The sequence below is a fragment of the Bacteroides gallinaceum genome (assembly GCF_030373775.1).
Taxonomy (GTDB): domain Bacteria; phylum Bacteroidota; class Bacteroidia; order Bacteroidales; family Bacteroidaceae; genus Phocaeicola; species Phocaeicola excrementipullorum.
Window position 1 is genome coordinate 25,804 of sequence record NZ_JAUDEN010000009.1, and the last position, 22,285, is coordinate 48,088.

The 22,285-nt window shown below is 49.7% G+C and carries 17 protein-coding genes; 7 read left to right on the forward strand and 10 right to left on the reverse strand.

Annotated features, from left to right (window positions below):
• Window positions 1-4 precede the first annotated feature (4 nt).
• The 3 genes from QUW60_RS06585 to QUW60_RS06595 all read right to left on the reverse strand — a co-directional run bounded on the left by QUW60_RS06585 (window position 5) and on the right by QUW60_RS06595 (window position 6,881).
• Window positions 5-3,214, reverse strand: a complete 3,210-nt coding sequence (locus tag QUW60_RS06585) for a SusC/RagA family TonB-linked outer membrane protein (protein WP_289559349.1) — start codon at window positions 3,212-3,214, stop codon at window positions 5-7.
• Window positions 3,215-3,265: 51 nt separating this feature from the next.
• On the reverse strand, window positions 3,266-3,781 hold the full coding sequence (locus QUW60_RS06590) for a sigma-70 family RNA polymerase sigma factor (protein WP_289559352.1): 516 nt from the start codon (window positions 3,779-3,781) through the stop codon (window positions 3,266-3,268).
• A gap of 241 nt (window positions 3,782-4,022) precedes the next feature.
• Window positions 4,023-6,881 (reverse strand): two-component regulator propeller domain-containing protein, encoded by a 2,859-nt coding sequence (locus tag QUW60_RS06595; protein ID WP_289559354.1) that lies wholly within the window; start codon window positions 6,879-6,881, stop codon window positions 4,023-4,025.
• Window positions 6,882-7,374: 493 nt separating this feature from the next.
• On the opposite strand from QUW60_RS06595, the gene QUW60_RS06600 reads away from it, so the two are divergent.
• The 3 genes from QUW60_RS06600 (at window position 7,375) to QUW60_RS06610 (ending at window position 11,550) form a co-directional block, all read left to right on the forward strand.
• The gene (locus QUW60_RS06600; protein ID WP_434736849.1) at window positions 7,375-9,255 is read left to right on the forward strand and encodes an SLC13 family permease; all 1,881 of its coding nucleotides are present in this window, start codon (window positions 7,375-7,377) and stop codon (window positions 9,253-9,255) included.
• Window positions 9,256-9,376: 121 nt separating this feature from the next.
• On the forward strand, window positions 9,377-10,528 hold the full coding sequence (locus QUW60_RS06605; RefSeq protein ID WP_258338634.1) for a glycosyltransferase: 1,152 nt from the start codon (window positions 9,377-9,379) through the stop codon (window positions 10,526-10,528).
• Complete coding sequence (locus QUW60_RS06610) at window positions 10,525-11,550, forward strand: lysylphosphatidylglycerol synthase transmembrane domain-containing protein (RefSeq protein ID WP_258338633.1); 1,026 nt, start codon at window positions 10,525-10,527, stop codon at window positions 11,548-11,550. Before QUW60_RS06605 ends, QUW60_RS06610 begins: the two co-directional genes overlap by 4 nt.
• Here the strand turns inward: QUW60_RS06610 and QUW60_RS06615 are convergent, their stop codons facing one another.
• Window positions 11,551-12,690, reverse strand: coding sequence for a glycerate kinase family protein (locus QUW60_RS06615; RefSeq protein ID WP_289559358.1), 1,140 nt, complete (start codon window positions 12,688-12,690; stop codon window positions 11,551-11,553).
• Between the two features lie 59 nt (window positions 12,691-12,749).
• On the reverse strand, window positions 12,750-13,148 hold the full coding sequence (locus tag QUW60_RS06620) for a DUF6249 domain-containing protein (RefSeq protein WP_258338631.1): 399 nt from the start codon (window positions 13,146-13,148) through the stop codon (window positions 12,750-12,752).
• A 131-nt stretch (window positions 13,149-13,279) separates the two neighbouring features.
• Between QUW60_RS06620 and QUW60_RS06625 the strand changes: the two genes are divergently transcribed.
• Together QUW60_RS06625 and QUW60_RS06630 are read left to right on the forward strand one after the other, a co-directional pair.
• A complete protein-coding gene (locus QUW60_RS06625) occupies window positions 13,280-13,825 on the forward strand; it encodes an RNA polymerase sigma factor (RefSeq protein WP_289559359.1) in 546 nt (181 codons plus the stop codon).
• 2 nt (window positions 13,826-13,827) lie between these two features.
• Window positions 13,828-14,190, forward strand: a complete 363-nt coding sequence (locus QUW60_RS06630) for a hypothetical protein (RefSeq protein ID WP_289559360.1) — start codon at window positions 13,828-13,830, stop codon at window positions 14,188-14,190.
• Between the two features lie 100 nt (window positions 14,191-14,290).
• Here QUW60_RS06630 and QUW60_RS06635 read toward each other — a convergent pair whose 3' ends face one another.
• The 4 genes from QUW60_RS06635 to QUW60_RS06650 all read right to left on the reverse strand — a co-directional run bounded on the left by QUW60_RS06635 (window position 14,291) and on the right by QUW60_RS06650 (window position 18,407).
• Window positions 14,291-15,997 carry an acyl-CoA dehydrogenase family protein gene (locus QUW60_RS06635; RefSeq protein WP_258338628.1) on the reverse strand — a complete coding sequence of 569 codons (1,707 nt, stop codon included), beginning with the start codon at window positions 15,995-15,997 and terminating at the stop codon, window positions 14,291-14,293.
• Window positions 15,998-16,075: 78 nt separating this feature from the next.
• Complete coding sequence (locus QUW60_RS06640; protein ID WP_289559361.1) at window positions 16,076-16,435, reverse strand: four helix bundle protein; 360 nt, start codon at window positions 16,433-16,435, stop codon at window positions 16,076-16,078.
• 62 nt (window positions 16,436-16,497) lie between these two features.
• Complete coding sequence (locus QUW60_RS06645) at window positions 16,498-17,517, reverse strand: electron transfer flavoprotein subunit alpha/FixB family protein (protein WP_258338626.1); 1,020 nt, start codon at window positions 17,515-17,517, stop codon at window positions 16,498-16,500.
• Window positions 17,518-17,519: 2 nt separating this feature from the next.
• On the reverse strand, window positions 17,520-18,407 hold the full coding sequence (locus tag QUW60_RS06650; RefSeq protein ID WP_258338625.1) for an electron transfer flavoprotein subunit beta/FixA family protein: 888 nt from the start codon (window positions 18,405-18,407) through the stop codon (window positions 17,520-17,522).
• A 179-nt stretch (window positions 18,408-18,586) separates the two neighbouring features.
• On the opposite strand from QUW60_RS06650, the gene QUW60_RS06655 reads away from it, so the two are divergent.
• On the forward strand, window positions 18,587-19,789 hold the full coding sequence (locus QUW60_RS06655; protein ID WP_258338624.1) for a mechanosensitive ion channel family protein: 1,203 nt from the start codon (window positions 18,587-18,589) through the stop codon (window positions 19,787-19,789).
• A 2-nt stretch (window positions 19,790-19,791) separates the two neighbouring features.
• Window positions 19,792-20,160 carry a thioesterase family protein gene (locus QUW60_RS06660; protein WP_289559363.1) on the forward strand — a complete coding sequence of 123 codons (369 nt, stop codon included), beginning with the start codon at window positions 19,792-19,794 and terminating at the stop codon, window positions 20,158-20,160.
• Here the strand turns inward: QUW60_RS06660 and QUW60_RS06665 are convergent.
• Window positions 20,157-21,752 carry an aspartate:alanine exchanger family transporter gene (locus tag QUW60_RS06665; RefSeq protein WP_289559365.1) on the reverse strand — a complete coding sequence of 532 codons (1,596 nt, stop codon included), beginning with the start codon at window positions 21,750-21,752 and terminating at the stop codon, window positions 20,157-20,159. The genes QUW60_RS06660 and QUW60_RS06665 overlap by 4 nt on opposite strands.
• Window positions 21,753-22,285: the final 533 nt, after the last annotated feature.

Consider the following 22,285-nt stretch of genomic DNA (forward strand, 5'->3'; position numbering starts at 1 on the left):
TTAATTAAAAGGTTACATTGGCACCGAACGTAAACGAACGGGTAAACGGATAACGCGACAGACCGGTAGCGTCACGCTTGGCTTCGGGATCCCATCCGTCGGTAATCTTGGCGGTTTCCCACAAGTCTGCACCCGTCACATACAAACGGAGACCTTCTATGCATTTCGTTTTTTGCAACAGTTTCGAATCGAACGTATAACCGATGGTCACATTCTTCAAACGGAGGTAACGTCCGTCTTGGGCGGTCAGCGAAGATGCCTGATAGTTATAGTTATTGATGTTTGAATCATTCGTATAAGGTGCATAATAAGCATCAGGATTCTCCGGGCTCCACACATTGCCAATGGAAGCCGTCGTTGTATTCGTGTAATTGGCACGGAAAGGTACTGTCGTGTTGTCTATGTCACGGTAAACGAAACGGTTGGCCGCTCCCTGGAAAATCACGTTCAGATCGAATCCTTTCCACGAAACTCCGGCATTGAACGAATAAGAGATTTCGGGCGAATCGCTTCCCAAGTAGATATAGTCTTTCTCGTCCAGTATACCGTCGCCGTTCTCGTCGCAATACATATTGTCACCCACACGCAGGTTGCTCGGTATGCCGATTGCATTGGTATCATAGTATTTTGCCAGATAAGCATCCAACTGTTCTTCATTCTGGATCTTTCCTCCATAGCGCAAGCCGAAGATGGAATTCAGCGCATAGCCTTGCTGTGTCTTGACGTATCCCGACTGAAGCACGGTTGTTCCTCCATAATCAGTCAGTTCGTTGCGGGCAAAAGTCAGTGTTCCGCCTACATAGTAGCTCCAGTCGCCTATCTTGTCGCGCCAAGTAGCCTGGCCTTCATATCCCCAGCCTTTAAACTTACCGCTATTGGTGGTAGGCGCATCGTCACCCAATACAGCAGGGTAAGAGATTTCTACCAGCATGTCATCATTCTTCTTCAAGAAAGCTTCCACCGTACCGGTCAGCTTGCCGTTGAGGAAACCGAAATCAACTGCTACGTTATAGTTTTTAATACGTTCCCAATGACGGGTCGTTGACACCAGTTTGCCGTCCGTAGCGATATAAGAAAGTAATCCCGAGCCTACGTAAGCACCGTTAGCCGTATTCACATTATACAACTGCACGCCATCGTAGTTGCCGATACCGCTTTGGTTACCCATTTCGGCGTATGAAACACGGAGTTTCAAATCGCTCAGCCAATCCACATCCTCCATAAAAGCTTCCTGCTTGATGCGCCAACCGGCAGAGATGCCATAGAAAGCAGCCCAACGGTTCGAAGGCTGGAACTTGGAAGATCCGTCGTAACGTCCGTTTACTTCCAGCAGGTAACGGTCATCGTAATTGTAATTGAATCGGCCGTAAAACGAAAGGAACGCATTCTGATACTTGTCAACATCCTCGTTGTTGGCACCGTCCAACGTCACGTCACCCGAACCGTTCACGATTTCCAGTCCGCTCAAGATGTTTTCTACCCTTACACCCCACGTTTTGTAGTCATTAAATTCATACTGCCCACCGAGGGTCAGGCTCAAGTCGTGCTTGCCGAACTTCTTATGCGCGTTCAGGTAAGCCGAGAACGAATAGAAATTGGTCTGATTCGTAGTGGCACGATAATAAGACGCATCTGCCGTAGGAGTAGTCAGCACCTGCCGGGTTCCCGTAAAGTTGTAGTAAGTGACCGAATTGCTCACCACGTCGCGGTTTGCCGTACTGTTTGTATAGCCCACATTGGCATTTGCCGACAACCAGTCATTAATCGTGTAATTCAAAGTTTCGCTGATATTCAATGACGATACGGAAAGCTTGTTGTCGCCGCCTTCTTCTACCTTAGCTACCGGCGAACCCCATGTACCCCACGCATAATTATCACCGTTCATATTAGTCAAAGGCAATCCCGGCATCGGAGTCTGGGTGGTCAACACCGAACTGATATCGGTAGGTGACACCTGTTCCTGACGATTGTAAGAGATAACTGATTCCAAAGTCAACTTATCGGTCAGCTTCACCGAATTACTCAGGCGGAAGTTGTAACGCTGGTTATTGTTGTTTCCATACTGCAGCGGAGAACCATCGTACATATATCCCAATGACAAACGGTAAGAAGCCTTTTCCGTACCTCCCGATATACTCAGGTTGTGATCGGTAGACAATGAATTGCCGAACAAAGAACCCAGCCAGTCCACGCTGTCATCGAATACAAAGTCTGCCACATCGGTAAACGCCGCATTGCCAAACGGATTCGAAGTATTTTCCAGATCAATGTAAGTTCCTTTGTACTTCTTTGCCAACTGGGCATACGTGTACCAGCTGTTCGATGTATTGCCGTCGTTCTCCAATGCTGTCATCACACCGTCCGCCCATTGGTCGATGCTCATCAGTTCAGGCATCAGTCCCACAGTCTTCAGCGTGACCGAACCGCTATATTCCACTTTGGTCTTGCCTTCTTTTCCCTTCTTGGTAGTAACCAATACGACACCACCTGCGGCACGTGCACCATAGATAGCAGCCGAGCCGTCTTTCAGGAAGTTAATGGACTCAATGTCGTTCGGGTTTATCAGACGGAGGTCATTCACGCTATTCGTCGCCACACCGTCTATGATAACCAAAGGCTCGGTGCTGTTCACCGAAACCGAACCACGCAAGTTCATGCTCCAGCTTTCATCGCCCGGCGCAGAAGAAGAACGTGTAATCATCACACCCGGAACCTGACCCTGCAAGGCCTGCAAAGGACTGGAAAGATTACCTTTCTCCATAAATGCCTTATCGTCCACCACGGTCACCGAACCCGTCAACGACTCCTTCTTCACCGTACCGTAACCGACAACCACCACTTCGCCCAATACTTCCGAATCTTCATGCAAGCTTACGTGAGCAAGTTCCGGGCTTGAAGCCGGAAGTTCGACCGACTTATAACCGATATAAGAAATGACTACCAGAGCATTTTTAGAAGAAACATTCAACGAAAAATTTCCGTCCATGTCTGTTATCACACCATTAGAAGTCCCTTTTTCAAGAACACTCGCACCGATAACGGGAACCCCGTCAGCATCCAACACTTGTCCCTTTACCGCAACCGTCTGCATGACAGACCGGACCGAATCAGTTTCCGCAAACGCCGAAACGACATTTCCCGTTGCCATAGCAGAAACCATCATCACTGAGAAAAGGACTCTTTTCGATGAAATCTTTAGAAATTCATGCTTCATAAGATTAAACTTTAAATTAACAACTCCGTTTGTTCTCACAGTTTCTGTTCATTATATACATTGTTTTATATACTCTCTCACTTCTTTCCTGCTGATAAAGAGATGATTCTCAACCGTACGCTTCGAAAGGTTCAGACGCAGGGCTATCTCATCGGAGGTCTTTCCCTGAAAACGGTTCATCGCATAAACGATCCGACGCTGCATGGGCAGAGAAGCCACACGCCGGTATTCCGCTTTCTGCAGGTCGCGCGCAACAATCCCGCTTTCCGTTTCGTCCGAACAGAGCCCTCCGGACTCATACAGATATGCTGCCACTTCCTGCCGCCTGTAACGGCGGCGCAGGTAATCCGTCACCAGGTTGCGGGCAATTGTAAACAAAAAATGTTTCACAGTTTCTTCACAAAGCATCTTGCGATATTCCAAAAGCCGGGCAAACGCATCCTGGGTCAAGTCTTCGGATTCTTCTTTTTTCCCTGTCTTATAATAGACATAAAGGAAGACCGGATGCCTGTACTTTTCGTAGCATTCCGCGACTAACTGGTTCACTTTTTCTTCCGGGTCTTTCATATTAATTAGCTTTTGAGATTTGTTTTACGCTTGCAAAAATAGAGGGAGAATCGGACATCACATAATTTTTCCCGTTGAAACAAATCTCACATAACCCGATGATACTAATATCGGAATAACTAACTAATACACAATAAAATATCATCCAGTCCCAAATTATTATTTAAGACTGGATGATACATTTGTCTACAGAGAAACTGGGGGAAAAAACGCAGAAATACTGCCTCACGGAAACAGAGATTCATTTCTGAACGCTCTTGATGTATTCATTGGGAGTGATGCCGGTGGCCTTCTTGAACGAGCGGAAAAACGAAGCCCTCGAGCTGAACCCGCACCGTTCAGCCAAAGCCTCGAGCGTATACTTGGAACAGTCTTCAGACGTGACGATCGCTTTAAACTCCAGCACCCTGTATTCATTTACATAATCATAATAGCTCTTCTTCAAGTACTGGTTGAAAAGATAAGAAAGCGCATGCGACGAAGAACCTACCATAGAAGCCAGATCTGCAATCTTCAGGTCGGTATGGATATAGGGCTTCTTCTCATTCATCACCTCGTCCAGCAGATTGCTGAGCCGTTCGCATTCTTCATCGCTCAACTTGTTCGTCTTATACTTGCCGCCTTCTCCCTCATCTGCCGCAAGGGCCGTTTCTTCAAGTGACGGGTGCGGAGCAATGAGGGATTCGGGCTCTTCCGCGCTGTTTGCACTCCCGCCTGCATCAAACGCAGGGACAGCGGAAACTTCCGGCTCCACATAAACCACAGGCTCCTGCCGCCGCGCATGTTTCCGGCGATAAAGCAGAATTCCGGCAGCAGCAAGAACCAAAGCCAGCACCCCCGCCCACCATCCTCCGGAAGAAGGCGGAAGCACCTCCAGTTCAAGAGCCGATTCCGGATAACCGATTCTGCGGATATAATAACGGCACCCGCCTTTCGGCACGTTATAAAGATTAAATTCTGACTTGCCGACCAAAAGCTTCCATTCCTCATCTTCCGCCTCACGGTATTCATAAGCCGCTTCATCCGGCGAAACATACAGCAAGTCTGCAAGCAACAGCGTAAGACTGCTGTTTCGGCTGCTCAAACTGATGCGGTAGGTGCTGCCCGTACGCTCCAGAAGCTCCGGACGGTCAACTCCGTCAACAAGCACTCCGGATATGGCCGCAGCATACGGCAGTTCGGGCAGCCGCCTCGCCTTTCCTCCCGGCAGGGAAACCAGTCCGTTTGAGTTTCCGAACCACAGTGTCCCGGCAGAATCCTTCAGCGCATAGCAGTTGATGAACACATTGCTGGGAATCCCGTCAACCATACCGAACGGCATGATGCCTCCTTCTCCGTCATACCGGTACACTCCGTTGTTCGTTGCAATCCAGAAAGCTTTCGAATTGTCTTCGATAACCGACATAAGCGATTTCCCGTCCAACAAAGTACCTTTTCCCACCCTTCCGAAATTCTTCAACGAAAGGTCAGAAACAAAAAGGCTCCCTTTTTCCGGCAAGAAGAGCAGCCGATGGTCAGAAGATTCATACACCATACGCACCTTTTCTCTGTTGATGAACCCTTCGGGGAAAACATTTGCCCTCAGACTCAAAGTGGAAGGATCCCAAATGCACATTCCGTTTTCCGTGCATATCCAGCCTTTTCCCGTAGAATCAAAAAAGATTTCATACACGTTTCCTTCCGGCAGCTTGGTATCAGCACTCTGGAAATGACGGATCTTCTCTCCGTCACGAAAGCAGTAAAGCCCGTTGGAAGTGCCTACCCACAAGCATCCTTCCCTGTCGGAACGGATGCAGAATATATGTCCGTTCTTGAAAGGATACGGCTCGGAAGAATAAAAATCCTCCACTTCAAGCGTACGGGGATTGAACACATACATCCCTCCTCCATACGTGCCGATATAGTATTTCCCGGAAAAATAACAGCTTGAAATAATGATGCTTGCCCTAAGCTGGGGGGTGTCAAAAGTTTTGAAACGCCCGTCGGCCTCATCTATAAATATGAAGCCGTCGCGCGTGCCGATCAGCTTCTGCTTCCCGTGAAACGAAACCGTCCGGACGGGCATCCCTTCGGTTGTGAAACGCGAGCCGAAGCGATAGACTTGAAAAAGATGGCTGCGATAAAGGCTGTAGTCCACGCCAAGCTGGTAGAAACCGATCCAAAGCAGCCCGTCGCGGTCGGCCAGCACCGAATAGACCGAATTGGAACGGATGGCCGGATCGGCGTTTGTATCGTGGCGGAAAGAGCGGACTATCTGATTGGCAGACACGGAAATGAAATGAACGCCGTTTCCGTCGGTTCCCACATACAGCAGGTCCTTGCCATCGGTAGAAAGCGAAGAGATGACTCCGCAACCCACATCAATGTACGGACGGAACACGCCATCCGCAACGTCATACTCGACAATACCGTCTGTCATTGTGCCCAAAAAGACACGCGCCCCCACCAGAGCCACATTATAATAGGCAGAAGCTGCTCTGCCGGACTGCGGCGGGAAAGAGCCTACCTTCCCTGTCAGAGGATTGAACGACTTCAATCCTCCCAGCGTAGATATCCAAAGAATGCCATGAGAGTCACCGGCGATACCGGTCACACGGTTGGCCGGAGAAAAGATGTTCCCGTCCAACTGCACGGAAGAGAAACTGCCGCCGGCATGTATGAAAAGCCCTTTGTCTGTTCCCACATAAACCGTGTCGCCGGAAACAAAAAACGCATGCACTCCCGAATCTATCGCATCGGAAGCGTAACGGAAGAGCTTGCCCGCATCATCATCTACACGAAACAGCCCTATGCCTGTCCCCGCCCATATTTCTCCTTCAGGAGTTTCCACTATCGAATAAACCCGTTTCTCCTTCGCATCATTCCCGTTTGTTGCTTCAAGAAAATAATGTCTGAGCCGCGCGCCATCGAAACGCTCCAGTGTGGTGTTGGTGCCAAACCATACAAACCCGCGGGAGTCCTTGTATATTGAGTTGACGACAAGATCCGGCATACCTTCCGAAACCGAAAGGGAACGGAACGTATATGAATCAGCAGAAACGTGCGGAAAAACGAACACCAGACAAAGGCAAACAATCCATCTTCTAAACTTATCTTCCATAGGGTTCTGCTTTACACACGGTGACAAAAATATGAAATTTTTAAATTTCTGAAAACATAAAGCTGGAAATTTAAGCAAAAAAATCAGAAAACCACGCCTGAAGAAAATTACTTCAAAGTCTGTTCCGAGGCGCAGTCTGTCTGCTTCATCCTGCCTTTTACCATCCTGCCGCATCAAAAATCCATGACCAGACCCGCACGTTCTACATTCCAGCCCTTGGATTATAAAACATGACGGCATAACCCGACATTTCTGCCGAGAAAAGAGGAAAAAAGTTTTAGCCGAGAAACAGGAGCTTGCCTGCGGAAAAAGCATAAAAAAAGGAGTACCGCTGTACTCCAACCTTTGTTAACCTTAAATCTAATACTATGAAAAACACATTGCAAATATAGCGATTTATATGATATAAAAGAATTATTTGCCAGAAAAAGTTCGGATTATAACATTTATTATATTATGGAGGATTTTGCAGTTTGGCACATTTCCCATAATTTTGCCCAGCAAATCAATTCCCTTAACAGCTATGTGGATTACATTAGGCATACTCATCGCTTCAGCCATATTCTTCGTAAACGGAAAGGTCCGTTCTGATCTGGTAGCCTTATGCGCACTGGCAGCTTTGCTGATATTCCAGATTCTCACGCCCGAGGAGGCTCTGTCGGGGTTTTCAAACTCCGTAGTCATCATGATGATCGGACTGTTTGTGGTGGGGGGAGCCATTTTTCAGACAGGACTTGCCAAAACAATAAGCTCGCGCCTGCTCAGGTTTGCGGGGAACAGCGAAGCCAGACTTTTTCTGCTGGTCATCCTGGTCACTTCGGCTATCGGCGCATTCGTGAGCAACACGGGAACTGTGGCATTGATGCTTCCCATCGTGGTCAGCCTGGCCGTCAGCGCGAACATCTCGCCAAGCCGGCTGCTCATGCCTCTGGCATTCGCCAGCAGCATGGGGGGAATGATGACACTCATCGGTACGCCTCCCAACCTTGTCATCAACGACACGCTAATCTCTGCCGGCCATGAGGGGCTGTCGTTCTTCTCGTTCCTGCCGGTAGGCATCGTATGCGTAGCGGTCGGAATCATCGTGCTGATGCCGCTAAGCAAGCTATTCCTTTCAAAAGGAAAGAAAAAGGAAGCCTCGCGGATGGGCAAATCGCTTCAGGAACTGGTGCGTGAATACGGCTTGTCAAACAATCTGTTCCGCCTGCAAGTAAAGGAAGACTCCGGGCTGCTCGGGAAGACCATCATCGAACTGGACATAAGGCGCAAGTACGGGCTGAATATACTGGAGGTAAGACGGGGCGACCTGTCGAAACACAAGTTCCTGAAAACCATTACACAGAAACTGGCAGACACGGACACTCAGCTCGCGGCCGGCGACATACTTTATGTGACCGGAAACTTTGAAAACGCCGAACGGTTCGGCAGAGAATACAGGCTAGGACTGCTTGACGGGCATACATCTGAAGAAACCAACGGCAACGCGCTTGACTTTTACGACATCGGAATCGCAGAAATCGTGATGATGTCCACTTCGAGCCTCACAAACCACACAATCAAGGAAGCCGGATTCCGTGACAAATTCAACGTGAACGTACTGGGCATCCGGCGCAAACACGACTATATACTGAAAGATCTGGGCAACGAACATATCCATAGCGGAGATGTGCTCCTCGTGCAAGGAACCTGGAACAACATCGCACGGTTGAGCCGGGAAGAAGACCACTGGGTGGTGCTTGGACAGCCGCTCGACGAAGCCGCCAAAGTAACCCTCGACTACAAAGCACCCGTAGCGGCGGCAATCATGCTGCTGATGGTGGCAATGATGGTGTTCGACTTCATTCCGGTAGCTCCGGTTACATCGGTCATCATCGCTGCCCTTCTGATGGTGCTCACCGGATGTTTCCGCAACGTAGAAGCCGCCTACAAAACCATCAACTGGGAAAGCGTTGTGCTGATAGCCGCCATGCTGCCCATGTCGCAGGCACTGGAGAAAACCGGCGTATCAGCACTGGTATCAAGCTCACTCGCACAAGGACTGGGATCCTATGGACCGTTTGCGCTCATGGCAGGAATCTACTTCACCACCTCCCTGCTGACCATGTTCATCAGCAACACAGCTACAGCCGTACTGCTTGCGCCTATTGCGCTGGAAAGCGCCTCGCAGATAGGAGCCAGTCCCGTACCCTTTCTGTTTGCCGTAGCGGTCGGTGCAAGCATGTGCTTTGCCTCTCCGTTCTCCACACCGCCCAATGCGCTGGTAATGCCTGCCGGCCAATACACTTTTATCGATTATATAAAGGTAGGGCTTCCGCTGCAGCTTGCGATGGGAATTGTCATGATATTCGTGCTTCCGCTGCTTTTTCCGTTCTGACCAGAAAGCGGGAAGAAGAAGAACGGGGCAAATTCTTTTGACAAAAAACATTTGAATCCAAAATTGTGTTGTAAATTTGCAACAATTAATAATATCGAACGCAAATCGACAAGAAACAGGTATGATTGGACTATTTAACGACTGTTTTCCGCCCATAATGGACGGAGTATCTGTCACTACGCAGAATTACGCATACTGGCTGAACCGGAAGGGCGAAGACGTCTGCGTCATAACTCCGTCGGCCAATGCGTCTTCCTACGATGACACTCCCTACCCTGTATACCGGTATGTATCCATGCCCATCCCCAAGCGCAAGCCTTACCGGATGGGATTCCCATACATCGATTTGCCCTTCTACAAACAAATCAGCAACATACCTTTCACGCTGATGCATGCGCACTGCCCGTTTTCTTCCGGAGAACTGGCCATGCGTATCGCCCACTCCCGCAATGTGCCGGTCGTAGCCACGTTCCATTCAAAGTACCGAGCCGATTTCGACAGAGTGATACCGAGCAAACTCATCGTTGACCTGATTATCAAACGCATAGTCAATTTCTATAACCGCGCCGACGAAGTGTGGATTCCGCAGGCGTCAGTCGAAGAAACGCTCCGCGAATACGGCTACAAAGGAAAAGTGGAAGTGGTGGACAATGGCAACGACTTTGCCGGAACGTTTTCAGAAACCGAACGGAACGCATTCCGGCAAGAACTCGGCATAGACGAAAACACGCCGCTCTTTCTGTATGTAGGACAACATATCCTGGAAAAGAACCTGGACTTTCTGCTTCATGCTGTCGCACTGCTGAAGTCCATGCCCTTCAGAATGTTCTTTATCGGAACGGGCTATGCGTCGGACGAACTGAAGGAACTGAGCAAAAAGCTGGACATCAGCGACAGGATAAACTTTCTGGGCTGCATAACAGACAGGAATATCCTGCGCAAATACTATATGGCAGCCGACCTGTTTCTGTTCCCTTCGCTCTACGACAATGCGCCGCTGGTGGTCAGAGAGGCCGCGGCACTCCATACTCCTTCCGTTCTGATAGACGGATCTACGGCCGCAGCTGTCATAAAGGACCGAACAAACGGATTTCTTACGGGAAACAGCAAAGAAGCATTCGCCGGCAAGATACAGCTCATACTGAAAGACAAGCCTCTGCTCGAAAAAGTCAGCCTGAATGCCTCCGAAACACTGGCCCGCCCGTGGAAAGACATCGCCGACGAAGTAAGCGACCGCTACGCAAGCCTCATCAAACGATATCATCACCAATGAAAAAAGAAACGCTATTCAATCCATACTATGTGGCATTGCCCATCATTCTGGGACTTGCCGTCATCGGCGGGATGTTCTGGAAAGAGTTCGACCCGTCCATGTTCGCTTCGCTCAAGCCAAACGGACGGATGTGGTCCGGCATCATCCTTGCTGCTCTGTTCATGGTTTGCCAGAACCTGGCTCTTACCCAACGGTTCAAGATTCTGGTAGGGAAAAAACTTTCATGGAAACAAGTGTTCCGCGTGAACATGCTTTGCGAGTTCACCTCAGCCGCTACTCCTTCTGCCGTGGGCGGAAGCAGCCTGATAGCCGTTTATCTGCACAAGGAAGGACTGACAGGAGGAGAAGGCACATCGATTATGATTGCCAACCTGTTTCTGGACGAACTGTTTTTGGGTATCGCATGTCTGGCGGTGCTTGTCCTGTTTCCTACGGATGTGCTCTTCATGAACAATGCAGCCTTCGATACGGGCGTGCAGATCATATTCATGAGCGTTCTCGCCATTGTCTGCCTGTGGACACTGATTCTTTATGTCGCGCTGTTTCACAAGGCATCGTGGGTCAGCAATGTGCTGACGGCCCTGTTTTCTCTTCCTTTTCTCCGCCGGTGGAAAAGCAACATCGAGAAGCTGGGCGACGACCTGGTTACCAGTTCACACGAATTGAGCAAACGCTCTTTCGGTTTCTGGCTGAAATGCTTTCTGGTAACGGCCTGGGCATGGTGCTCGCGCTACTGGGTGGTGAACGCACTGCTCTTTGCCTTCAGTTCGGGAGGCGACCATCTGCTGGCGTTTGCCCGGCAGCTCGTCATCTGGATGATTCTGGTGGTCACTCCAACCCCCGGAGGAAGCGGATTCGGCGAATATATGTTCAAGGTCTATTACGGCGATTTCTTTACCGCAGCCGGAACAGCACTGATAGCCGCGTTCATCTGGCGGCTGATTACCTATTATTCCTATCTGATTATCGGAGTATGTATTCTTCCGCAATGGGTAAACTCGACTTTCGGGAAGAAAAAGTGATCAAAGCTTATCTTCCATAAGGCGCGCCAGAGCCTGAACAGCCCTGCGCAGATTCTCTTTTGCTGTTTCGGGCTTTACAGCCTCTTCCAACGGCATATCAGATGGACTTGCTTCAAACAGTCCGGCAAATCCGGCACGAAGCAATGCATCCTTTTCTTCAATCCGTCCGGACATCAGACAGACGGGGACATCAAAACGCTGTGCACGCCTCAAAATACCGGAAGGCACCTTTCCCATTAAGGTCTGCAAATCCGAACACCCCTCTCCGGTTATTACCAGACTGGCATCCGGCAGCACCTCATCGAAACGGGCGGCATCCAGCATCACATCAATCCCTGGAAGCAGGCGCGCTCCAAGAAAAGCGCACAACGCACCGCCAAGTCCGCCGGCTGCACCGGCTCCAGCAAGGCACGAAACATCCTTGCCTAACGTGCGGCGCATCAATGCGGCAAAGCGCCTCATCCCTTCGTCCAGCCGCCTTATCTGTTCGGGAGAAGCCCCTTTCTGCGGAGCGAAAACATACGCAGCCCCTCTCTCCCCGCAGAAAGGATTATCCACGTCACATGCCACTTGAAAGTCGGCTTCCTTCAGACGGCTGTCCATTAGAGTGAGATCCATACGCGAAATGCGGCACATCGATTCACCGCTTCCATGCAGCAAAAATCCGTTCTCATCAAAGAAACGTACTCCTAACGCTTCCAGCATCCCCATTCCGGCATCATTGGTTGCGCTCCCTCCGATACCTGTCAGAAACTTCCGGCAGCCTTTCTGCAACGCATCCGCTATCAGTTCACCCGTTCCGAACGTAGAGGCACGCATCGGATCTCTCTCCGGCACAGCCACTAAAGGCAAGCCGCTCGCTTCCGCCATCTCTATCACTGCGGTCACTCCGTCTTCCAGTATGCCATAACGGGCATCGCAGACCCGCATCAGCGGATCATGCACTTCCGCATGAATTAGCTGCATGTCAAGAATGCCGGCCAGCGCTTCAAGCAATCCTTCACCTCCGTCAGCAACCGGGAAGCACACAACCTTGCAATCAGGAAAACGCACATGAAGCTCCTGCTCCACGCACGTTTCCACTTCCTTCGAACTCAGACATCCTTTATAAGAGTCTATCGCAAGAACTATCTTTTTCATCCAAAATTCCGTTTACTGCACGAATATACTGAAAAACGGAAAATCAGAACTGCTGTTCTTTATTTTTCTTCTTTCTCCCTTTCCACTTTATTGACCTCTATCAAATAAGAAACAACCAGTCCCAGTCCGCCGCCAAGCAACACGCTGGCACCATAAATAATTGAAATCGTTTCCGATACCCTATAGCCACGCCTTTCCGGACCGGTCAAGCAAACGATGACATATCCAACCAACAAACCTAAACCCAACCCCAGCAACAGGCAGCCCAAACGCAGCCCTCCGAACGAAAACGAAGACGGAAGATAAAAGATCCCATTCTTGAAGACTTCCGGAGTCAGCTTATCCCCCATCTTTTCAATCAGCATCATGCGTTCCTTGCGTCTCACAAACAGTTCGAACAACTTGTAAATCACTCCAAATACGATAGCCACATTGGCCACAATCATTAACTCTTCCATAATCATTGAAATTAAATTTGTTTCTTTGCACTTTTAGACGCAAATCAGACCGGCAGGTTACAAAAAAACGGGGAAAAGATTTTCTTTCTTCAAATGTAACCTTTTGCAGACGGAAGCGTCTAAAAGGCATCATGGATGAGAAAGAACTAAATATCATTTCTTCGGTGTTGGCGGGAAAGACAGAACGCTTCTCCTATTTCCTCGATACATACGGGCAACAGGTCTTCAACCTGATTGTCCGAATGACCGGTTCACCGGAAGATGCCGAAGAACTGACACAGGACACCTTTATGAAAGCCTTTGAACATCTTTCTGCATTCAACGGAAACAGCAGTTTCTCAACATGGATATACCGGATTGCATACAACACGACGCTATCTGCGCTTCGCAAAAAACGGAACGAGGTGCTGTCATTCGACGACAAATTATGGAAATCCGTTTCAGACACGCAAGTCGATGAAGCCTTGGACACAGACAGCGAAGAACAGATTGAAAAGCTGCAACAGGCGCTTTCTACATTGCCGGCTGACGAACAGGCACTGGTCACATTATTTTATGAAGAAGAGAAAACGATTTCAGAAATTTGTTATATCCTGCACCTCTCGGAAAGCAATGCAAAAGTAAAGCTCCACCGTATCCGCAAAAAACTCTATTTATTAATGACCAAGGAGGACTGACCATGACAGACAAGGGACTAAAAAAAGCCGTCGGCCAACAGGCAGGCTTCAAACTTCCGAGCAACTTCAGCTACCGAACGATGAAACGGATTGAAGAGAAGGCATATCTGAAAGAAAAACGTGAGGAAAAAAGAATATTCATCTCATGGCTCATCACCATATCCCTGATGCTGGCAAGCGGCATAGGCTATTTCGGATGGAGTTACCACGAACAATTCACGGCACTGTTTCACAGAGCCAAAGATTCTGTTCCTGATGCAAAGACATTGCTGCTCTGCCTGCCTACAGCCATAGCACTCCTGCTGCTCTTTTTCTTCAACAACTGGCTGCGGAAAAGAATCCGGCAGAAGACCGGAAACCAATGAACCGATGGTCCGCTGCAAAAAGACAAAGACACAAAGTCCAGGAATGTTCCCTGCGCCTTTGTGTCTTTGCATTCAATGAGTCAAACAGCCGACAATCCGGTCAATGACGATAGTTTGCCAGTTCTTCGGCCTTGAACTTGCGGATGAAATTGAAATGCTTCTCCACTTCGGCCTCTGCATAATTGACATATACATCCAATGACTTTCCGAACAGCTCGGGTGCCTTGCCTGCATCCTGAAGCAGCAAGTGGCTCATTATATTCACGGCTGCCATTTCATACAGACGGCGTGCCACAAAATCAAGCAACTCCTGATTCTGCGCTTCTTTCACTGCAGCCGTACAAGCCTCGAACTTGCGGGTCATTTCCTTGATACGGTCCAGATAGACTTCGTATTCAGGAGCGCAAGGAACGGCTTCAAACTCGTGCAAGGTGGCAGCATACGAACCATTAGTCACATAGCGGATAGCTGCTACGGTCTGCAACTGGGTTGTCCCTTCGTAAATGCTGGTGATGCGTGCGTCACGATAGATGCGCTGGCAAGCATATTCCATCATGAAGCCGGAGCCTCCGTGAACCTGAATACAGTCGTATGCGTTCTGGTTCGCATATTCAGAGTTCATACCCTTTGCCAGCGGAGTGAAACTGTCGGCCAGCTTTGCATACCGTTTCTGTTCCTGACGCTCTTCCGGAGTCAGCTTGCGCTCACGGGCAATGTCATCCAATGCCTTATAGATGTCCACATAGCGTGAAGTCTGATACAGCAACGCGCGTCCTGCATCCAGCTTTGCCTTGATAGCGGCCAGCATATCATATACTGCCGGGAACTCAATAATTGCCTTGCCAAACTGCTTGCGGTCTTTCGCATATGCCACAGCCTCATCGTATGCAGCCTGGCTCAATCCCACCGACTGCGCAGCGATTCCCAGGCGGGCACCGTTCATCAAAGCCATCACATACTTGATCAGACCCAGCTTGCGGTCGCCGCACAATTCCGCCTTGGCATTCTTATAAACCAACTCACAAGTAGGAGAACCGTGAATGCCGAGCTTGTTCTCAATGCGGCGCACATCCACACCTCCGTCATTCTTGTCATAAATAAACATAGACAGACCACGGCCGTCGTGCGTGCCCTCTTCCGAACGAGCCAGCACCAGGTGAATGTTCGCGTCACCGTTAGTGATGAAACGCTTCACACCGTTCAGACGCCAGCAACCGTTTGCCTCATCATAAGTAGCCTTCAGCATCACGCTCTGAAGGTCAGACCCTGCGTCCGGCTCCGTCAAGTCCATCGACATGGTTTCTCCGGCACAGATGCGCGGAATGAAACGGCTGTGCTGGTCTTCGTTGCCGAATTCGTATAATGTTTCAATACAGTCCTGCAATGACCATATGTTGCCGAAACCGGCGTCAGCCTGCGCCACGATCTCAGCGCACATGGTATACGGAGTGATCGGGAAATTCAAACCGCCAAAACGGCGCGGCATGGTCATACCGTTCAGTCCGGCCTTCACCATTGCATCCAGGTTCGCTTTCGTCCCTGATGCATACTCCACGCGTCCGTTTGCATGGTGCGGACCTTCCTGATCCACTCCTTCAGCATTGGCAGCAATTACTTCTCCGGTAATTTCTCCGGTAATTTCCAACACCTTGTCGTACGAATCAACTGCATCCGCATAATCCTGCGGCGCATAATCATACTCGTCTTTATCTCTATAGTCGCGCTCTTTCAACTGACAGATGCGCTCCATCATCGGATTGTTCAAGTGGAACTTGAGTTCCGGATGTTCTGTATAAAAGTTTGGCATTTGTATCAGAAGTTATAGAAGTTATAGAAGTTATCAGTCGCAAGCTCCTTAGAAGTTAGAGAGTCTAGTATCTACCCTTCAACCGGCAACAGCTTTACAATAAGCATTAAGCAAACGACTCACATCCTCTATACTTCTGGTTAATTTAATATAATTATCTTGCGTAATATAATTCAAATCTTTGGATAGGAGTATATAATATCTGCATTCTTCCAAACTGCCCTGCACAATATTCATTAGACGAAGTTTGTCAGCTTTTCCTGTTTTCCTATAGCCTTCCGCAATGTTAGCCGGAATCGAAACAGCAGCCCGTTGAAATTGCGAACAAAGTCCAAAACGTTCATAAGCTGGGTACTTGCCTGTAAACTGATAAACAGTCAACACAAATTGATGAGCTTTCTGCCAAGCTCTCAGATCCATAAAACTTTGCGTCGCCATAAACAAAACTATTGGCTTTAACTTCTCTAACTTCTTTAACTCCTCTAACTCCTCAGAAAAAACTACTTGCTGTTCTTCTTATAATATTTAATCATTTTCGGAATCACTTCCTCCACCGTTCCGTTGATCACGTAGTCGGCGATGGAATTGATAGGCGCATTCGGATCACTGTTAACGGAAATGATGATGCCTGCATCCTGCATACCGGCAATATGCTGGATCTGTCCTGAGATACCGCAGGCAATATACAGTTTCGGATGAACAGTCACGCCGGTCTGCCCGATCTGGCGGTCGTGATCGCAGAAACCGGCATCAACGGCCGCACGGCTTCCTCCCACTTCGGCATGAAGCTCTTTCGCCAGTTCAAACAACATGTCGAAACCTTCCTTGCTGCCCATTCCGTAACCTCCGGCAACAACGATCGGAGCACCCTTCAAGTTGTGTTTCGCCTTTTCCACATGGCGGTCGATAACCTTCACCACATAGTCTGTTTCGGGAACGAACTTAGCCACATCATGACGGATCACCTCACCCTGATAATTTTCATCAAGAATTTCTTTCTTCATCACGCCTTCACGAACGGTCGCCATTTGCGGACGGTGTTCCGGATTGACGATTGTAGCCACAATGTTTCCGCCGAAAGCCGGACGGATCTGATACAGCAGATTCTTGTAAGTAACGCCATTCTTCTTGTCTTCATGGTCACCGATTTCCAGCTGCGTGCAGTCGGCGGTCAGACCGCTGGTCAATGCCGAAGAAACGCGCGGTCCCAGATCACGGCCGATAACGGTAGCTCCCATCAGGCAGATCTGCGGCTTCTCCTGCTTGAACAGGTTGACAAGAATGGAAGTATGAGGCAAAGACGTATAAGGAAACAAGCCCGGAGCGTCGAACACATGCACACGGTCGACACCGAAAGGCAACACCTGCTTTTCTACATCTGCCAGGCCACAGCCTGCACAGATAGCTTCAAGCTGGCAACCCAGTTCTGTGGCCAGCTTACGGCCTTTGGTCAAAAGTTCAAGACTGACATCGGCAACATGATTGCCTTCCATCTCACAATATACAAATACGTTGTTCATAATTATCCGATAGTATGGTTAGCCAACAGTTCAACAATCAAGTTCTCCACATCTGCATCGCTTCCGCTCAAGCTCTTGCTTTCTTTAGCCTGAAACACGATATTCTCAATCTTCTTCACCTTTGTAGGCGAGCCGGACAAGCCGCACTGAGCGACATCCCCATTTACGTCTGCCACACTCCATTCGGTGATGTTCAGATACGGACGCGATTCATACAGGCCTGCATATGCCAGTTCCTTGCCTTCTTTTGCCAGTGCAGCCTTTTCCTGTCCGCCCATAGCACGCTTGTACTTCATCACTAGCTTCGCATTGCGCGGACGGCACGGAGCCGCGCTTCCGTTCACGGTCAGCACAACAGGCAGCGGAGCCTCCACCGTTTCCACACCTCCGTCGATGTGACGTTTCACGCGGATACGTTCTCCGTTCACCTCTTCAATTTCTTCCACATAAGTCACTTGCGGCAGCCCCAGCTTCTCAGCCACCTGAGGGCCTACCTGCGCCGTATCGCCGTCGATAGCCTGACGTCCGCCGATAATGATGTCATACGCGCCGATTTTGCGGATTGCCGTAGCCAAAGCGTACGAAGTGGCCAGCGTATCCGCGCCGGCAAATGCGCGGTCGGTCAACAAATACCCATTGTCAGCTCCCCTATACAAACCTTCGCGAATGATTTCTGCGGCACGGCCGGGTCCCATGGTCAGCATGGTAACAGTTGATCCCGGATGAGTGTCTTTCAGTCTGAGCGCCTGTTCAAGAGCGTTCAAGTCTTCCGGATTGAATATCGCCGGAAGTGCCGCACGGTTGATTGTGCCGTCAGCGTTCATGGCATCTTTCCCCACGCAACGAGTGTCGGGAACCTGTTTTGCCAATACTACAATTTTCAAGCTCATTTTCTATTAAGTTTTTTGGTATTAGTGATTCTTTTATCGGCAAAAATAATGAAAGCAATCAGACTATCAAAGTTATGTGTGCAAAAAGTGCATTTACAAAGTTTGCAATTTGCATGAACGACGAATATTCACTTTTTTATGCTATATTTGTGGCAACAAGAAATAAAACACATCACTCTATGGACAATTTGAATCAAGGAATAGCTGCATTCCTTTACAATTTAGGAATCGAAAAGAGCAACCTCAACTGGGGAACACGCATCACCATCCTGGCAGGAGTCCTTCTTCTGGCCTACATCATCACGAAGATTTTCCATTACCTGATCATCCCTGCCATCCATAAGATTACGGCAAAGACCAAAGCTACATGGGACGACTACCTCTTCAACGGGCCGATGCTGTCGGCCATTTGCCGGCTGATTCCTCCCATCATCATCTATATCCTGCTTCCGTTTGTCTTTGAAGACATGCCCAACATACTGGACATCAGCCGGAAAATCTGCCTGATTTATCTGATTATCGTCACATTGCGGCTGATCAACGCATTTCTCAATTCGCTCTACGAAATCTCCAACGAAAACGAAACGCTGCGCAACCGTCCGCTGAAGGGCATCTACCAAATGATCAAGCTCGTGGCGATAGGCATCGGAATCATTCTCATCATCAGCATCCTGATGAACCAGAACGCAGCCGCCATTCTTGCCGGACTGGGTGCTTCGGCCGCCGTGCTGATGCTGATATTCAAAGACAGCATCCTTGGCCTTGTAGCCGGAGTGCAGCTCTCTGCCAACGACATGCTCCGCCCGGGCGACTGGATCACGATGGACAAGTACGGTGCCAACGGATACGTGATCGAGGTGTCGCTCACAACCGTCAAGGTGCAGAACTTCGACAAGACCATCACCACCATCCCGCCTTATGCGCTGGTAAGCGATTCGTTCCAGAACTGGCGCGGAATGTGGCAGAGCGGAAGCCGGCGAATCAAGCGGTCGCTCTTCTTCGACATGAACACCATACGTTTCTGTACGGAAGAAGAAACGAAGCTGTTTTACAAGAAAGGATGGCTGAAAAAGAGTGAAGCCGAAGAAGGACAGGCGGTCAACCTGCTGGCATTCCGCAACTTCGTGATGCAGTATCTGGGAGGCCATCCCAAAATCAACCATGAATTCCTGCAGATGGTACGCCAGATGGAACCGACCACCGAAGGGCTTCCGATTGAAATCTACTGTTTCGCCACCTCCACAGAATGGCCCGTATACGAAAGCATCCAGGCAGAAATATTTGATTACCTGATAGCAAGCATTCCCCAGTTCGGGCTGAAGCTCTTCCAGCGTCCGTCGGGGGTTGACATCATTGAAAGCCAAACTGAAAAGAAACGATAAATATGGAAAAAGGACTGACTTACACAAGCAAAACAACCGTAGACGCTTCTAACACCGCACGCGCGATGGGATCGGGCGACATGGAAGTATTCGCAACCCCGGCACTGGTGGCACTCATGGAAAATGCGGCCATGAATGCCGTGAAAGAACATCTTTCCGAAGGTTCTTCCACGGTAGGCGCCATGATACAGACTACTCACCTCAAGCCCTCAGCCACAGGAGAAGAAATAACCGCCACGGCCACGCTCGAGGAGGTTGACGGGCGGAAGCTTACATTCAGCATCACCGCCCACGACTCGAAAGGAACCGTGGGCGAAGCTACCCATATCCGCTACATTGTTGACCGCCAGCGGTTTTTAAGCAAGCTTTAAACCACCATCGCAATCAGCTGGATAAACAGAATCAGAAAGACCATCGCTATCGGATAAACCGTAGCGTATGCCACGCCGGGAATGTTGCTGTCGGTCATCGAATCGGCGGCGGCAAGTCCGGGTGTGCTGGTCATGCCTCCCGTGATGGTACCCAGCAGGTCAAGCATACTGATTCTGAACACAAAACGGCCTACCAGCGCCGCCAGCAGCATAGGCACCACCGTTACCACCGCACCCAGGCCGAACAGCAGAAATCCGCTCTCCTGAAACGTGGCTACCAGCGTCTTTCCGGCCGAGGTTCCCACTTCGGCAAGAAAAAGCAGCAGACCGAGCTGGCGGAGCAGCTGGTTGGAAGAAGCCGACATCGACCACAGAATCGGGCCGGTCTTCCCTATCGCGCTCAAAAACAGCGCCATCATCAGAACTCCTCCCGTAAGTCCCGGAGAGAATGAAAAACCTGAACCGAACGAAATGTTCAGCCTGCCGAACAGCACGCCCAACACGATACCCATCGCTATCGGGAAAAAGTCTGTATCGGAAAGCCTCTTCGCGTCATTGCCGAACAGGCGCGCCGCAGCCCGGATGCCTTTCTGTTCGCCCACCACCGTCAGCTTGTCGCCAAACTTCAGCGACAGCTCGGGAGAGGGAGCGATGTCGATTCCGCTCCGGCGGATGGAAGTCACCGTACATCCAAAGTTCTTCTGCAGGTTCAGTTCGCCCAACTGCTTGTTTATCACCTCTTTCCGCGTAAGGAGAAGCGATTCGATCCCCTGATTCTGCTCCAGCGGCAGTTCACCCTCTTCCCTGACTCCAAGCAGGGATTCCAGGTTGTTCAGGGCCTCTTCGCTTCCCACGGCCTGCACGCTATCCCCTTCTTCGAGCACCGTGTGCGCAGAAGGCATCAGCACTTCTCCGTTCTTCTTCAAACGCGACACCACGGCACCCGTGACCGCACGGATATTCAGTTGCGCAAGCGTACGCCCCGCAACCGACGGGTTGGTAACCTTGAAAAGCTTTGTCGCCAATTCCGGAAACTGGCTCCGGCGTTCTCTTTCAAGCCGGTGCGCCTCTTCCTTCAGATCTACGCCAAACAGCTTGGGAAGGAGCTTGACAAACAGAATGACACCGATCACGCCAAACGGATAAGCAATACCGTAGGCTATGGAGGCCAAAGGCGAATGCGTGCTGTCGATAGCGACGGCAAGTCCCGGCGTACTGGTCAACGCTCCCGCAATCAGTCCTACAATGCTCGGCCCGTCCACATCAAACAGAAACTTCGCCCCAAGCCCCGTCAGACAGGCAGAGGCTACAATCAGCAACGTAATCAGAATCAATGTTTTCCCCTTGCTCTTGAACGAATGGAAGAATCCGGGTCCCGCCTGTATGCCGATGGTAAAGATAAACAGCACCAGTCCGAAATTTCCCAGCTCCTTAGGGATAGTCACCCCCCAATGCCCGAATGCCAACGCAATGAAAATCACGGCAGAAACATCGAGCGACAAGCCTTTGATTTTGATTCTCCCCAGCACAAAACCGAGCGCAACGATTAAAAATACCGAAAAATAAGAGTTTTGAAGCAAATCTGTCAGCATAAAAATTATCTTTAAACAAATACAAACAGCGCAAATATAACCATTCACCCCTTATTCAAACAAATTCCGCCACCTGATTGTTCGCCTTACACGCTGACAAAATGACATTTCAGACCTTTGAGAATCCGCCATTCCAGCCCTCATCCGGACGCACTTCCGTAAAAACGGATTCTCACGCGCCGCTCTCCGCTCACATTGTCTGCAAAAAGGCCGGACTGCATCCAATTTGTTTCCATATCAACGGATTTGCATCCTTTTGCGCAGGGAAACGCCTTTACACCAGGCACGGCAACAATCCGGAGAAAGAAAGAATGCCGGACAATCCGGACAAAAACAAGGCCCGAAATCCTGATCCGGAAAGAATGACGAAACATTTTAAGCGGAATGAGCGGTCATCTTGCCGGGAATGACGGGTCATTTCATTCAAAATTGCCCGTCTTTTTTCAACTTTTTCCAACGAATTTTCATCTCTTTTCCTCCCTCATCTCCCTTTTAAACGCTTTCCAGCCGGGCAGATGAGCTGAACCGTCAAA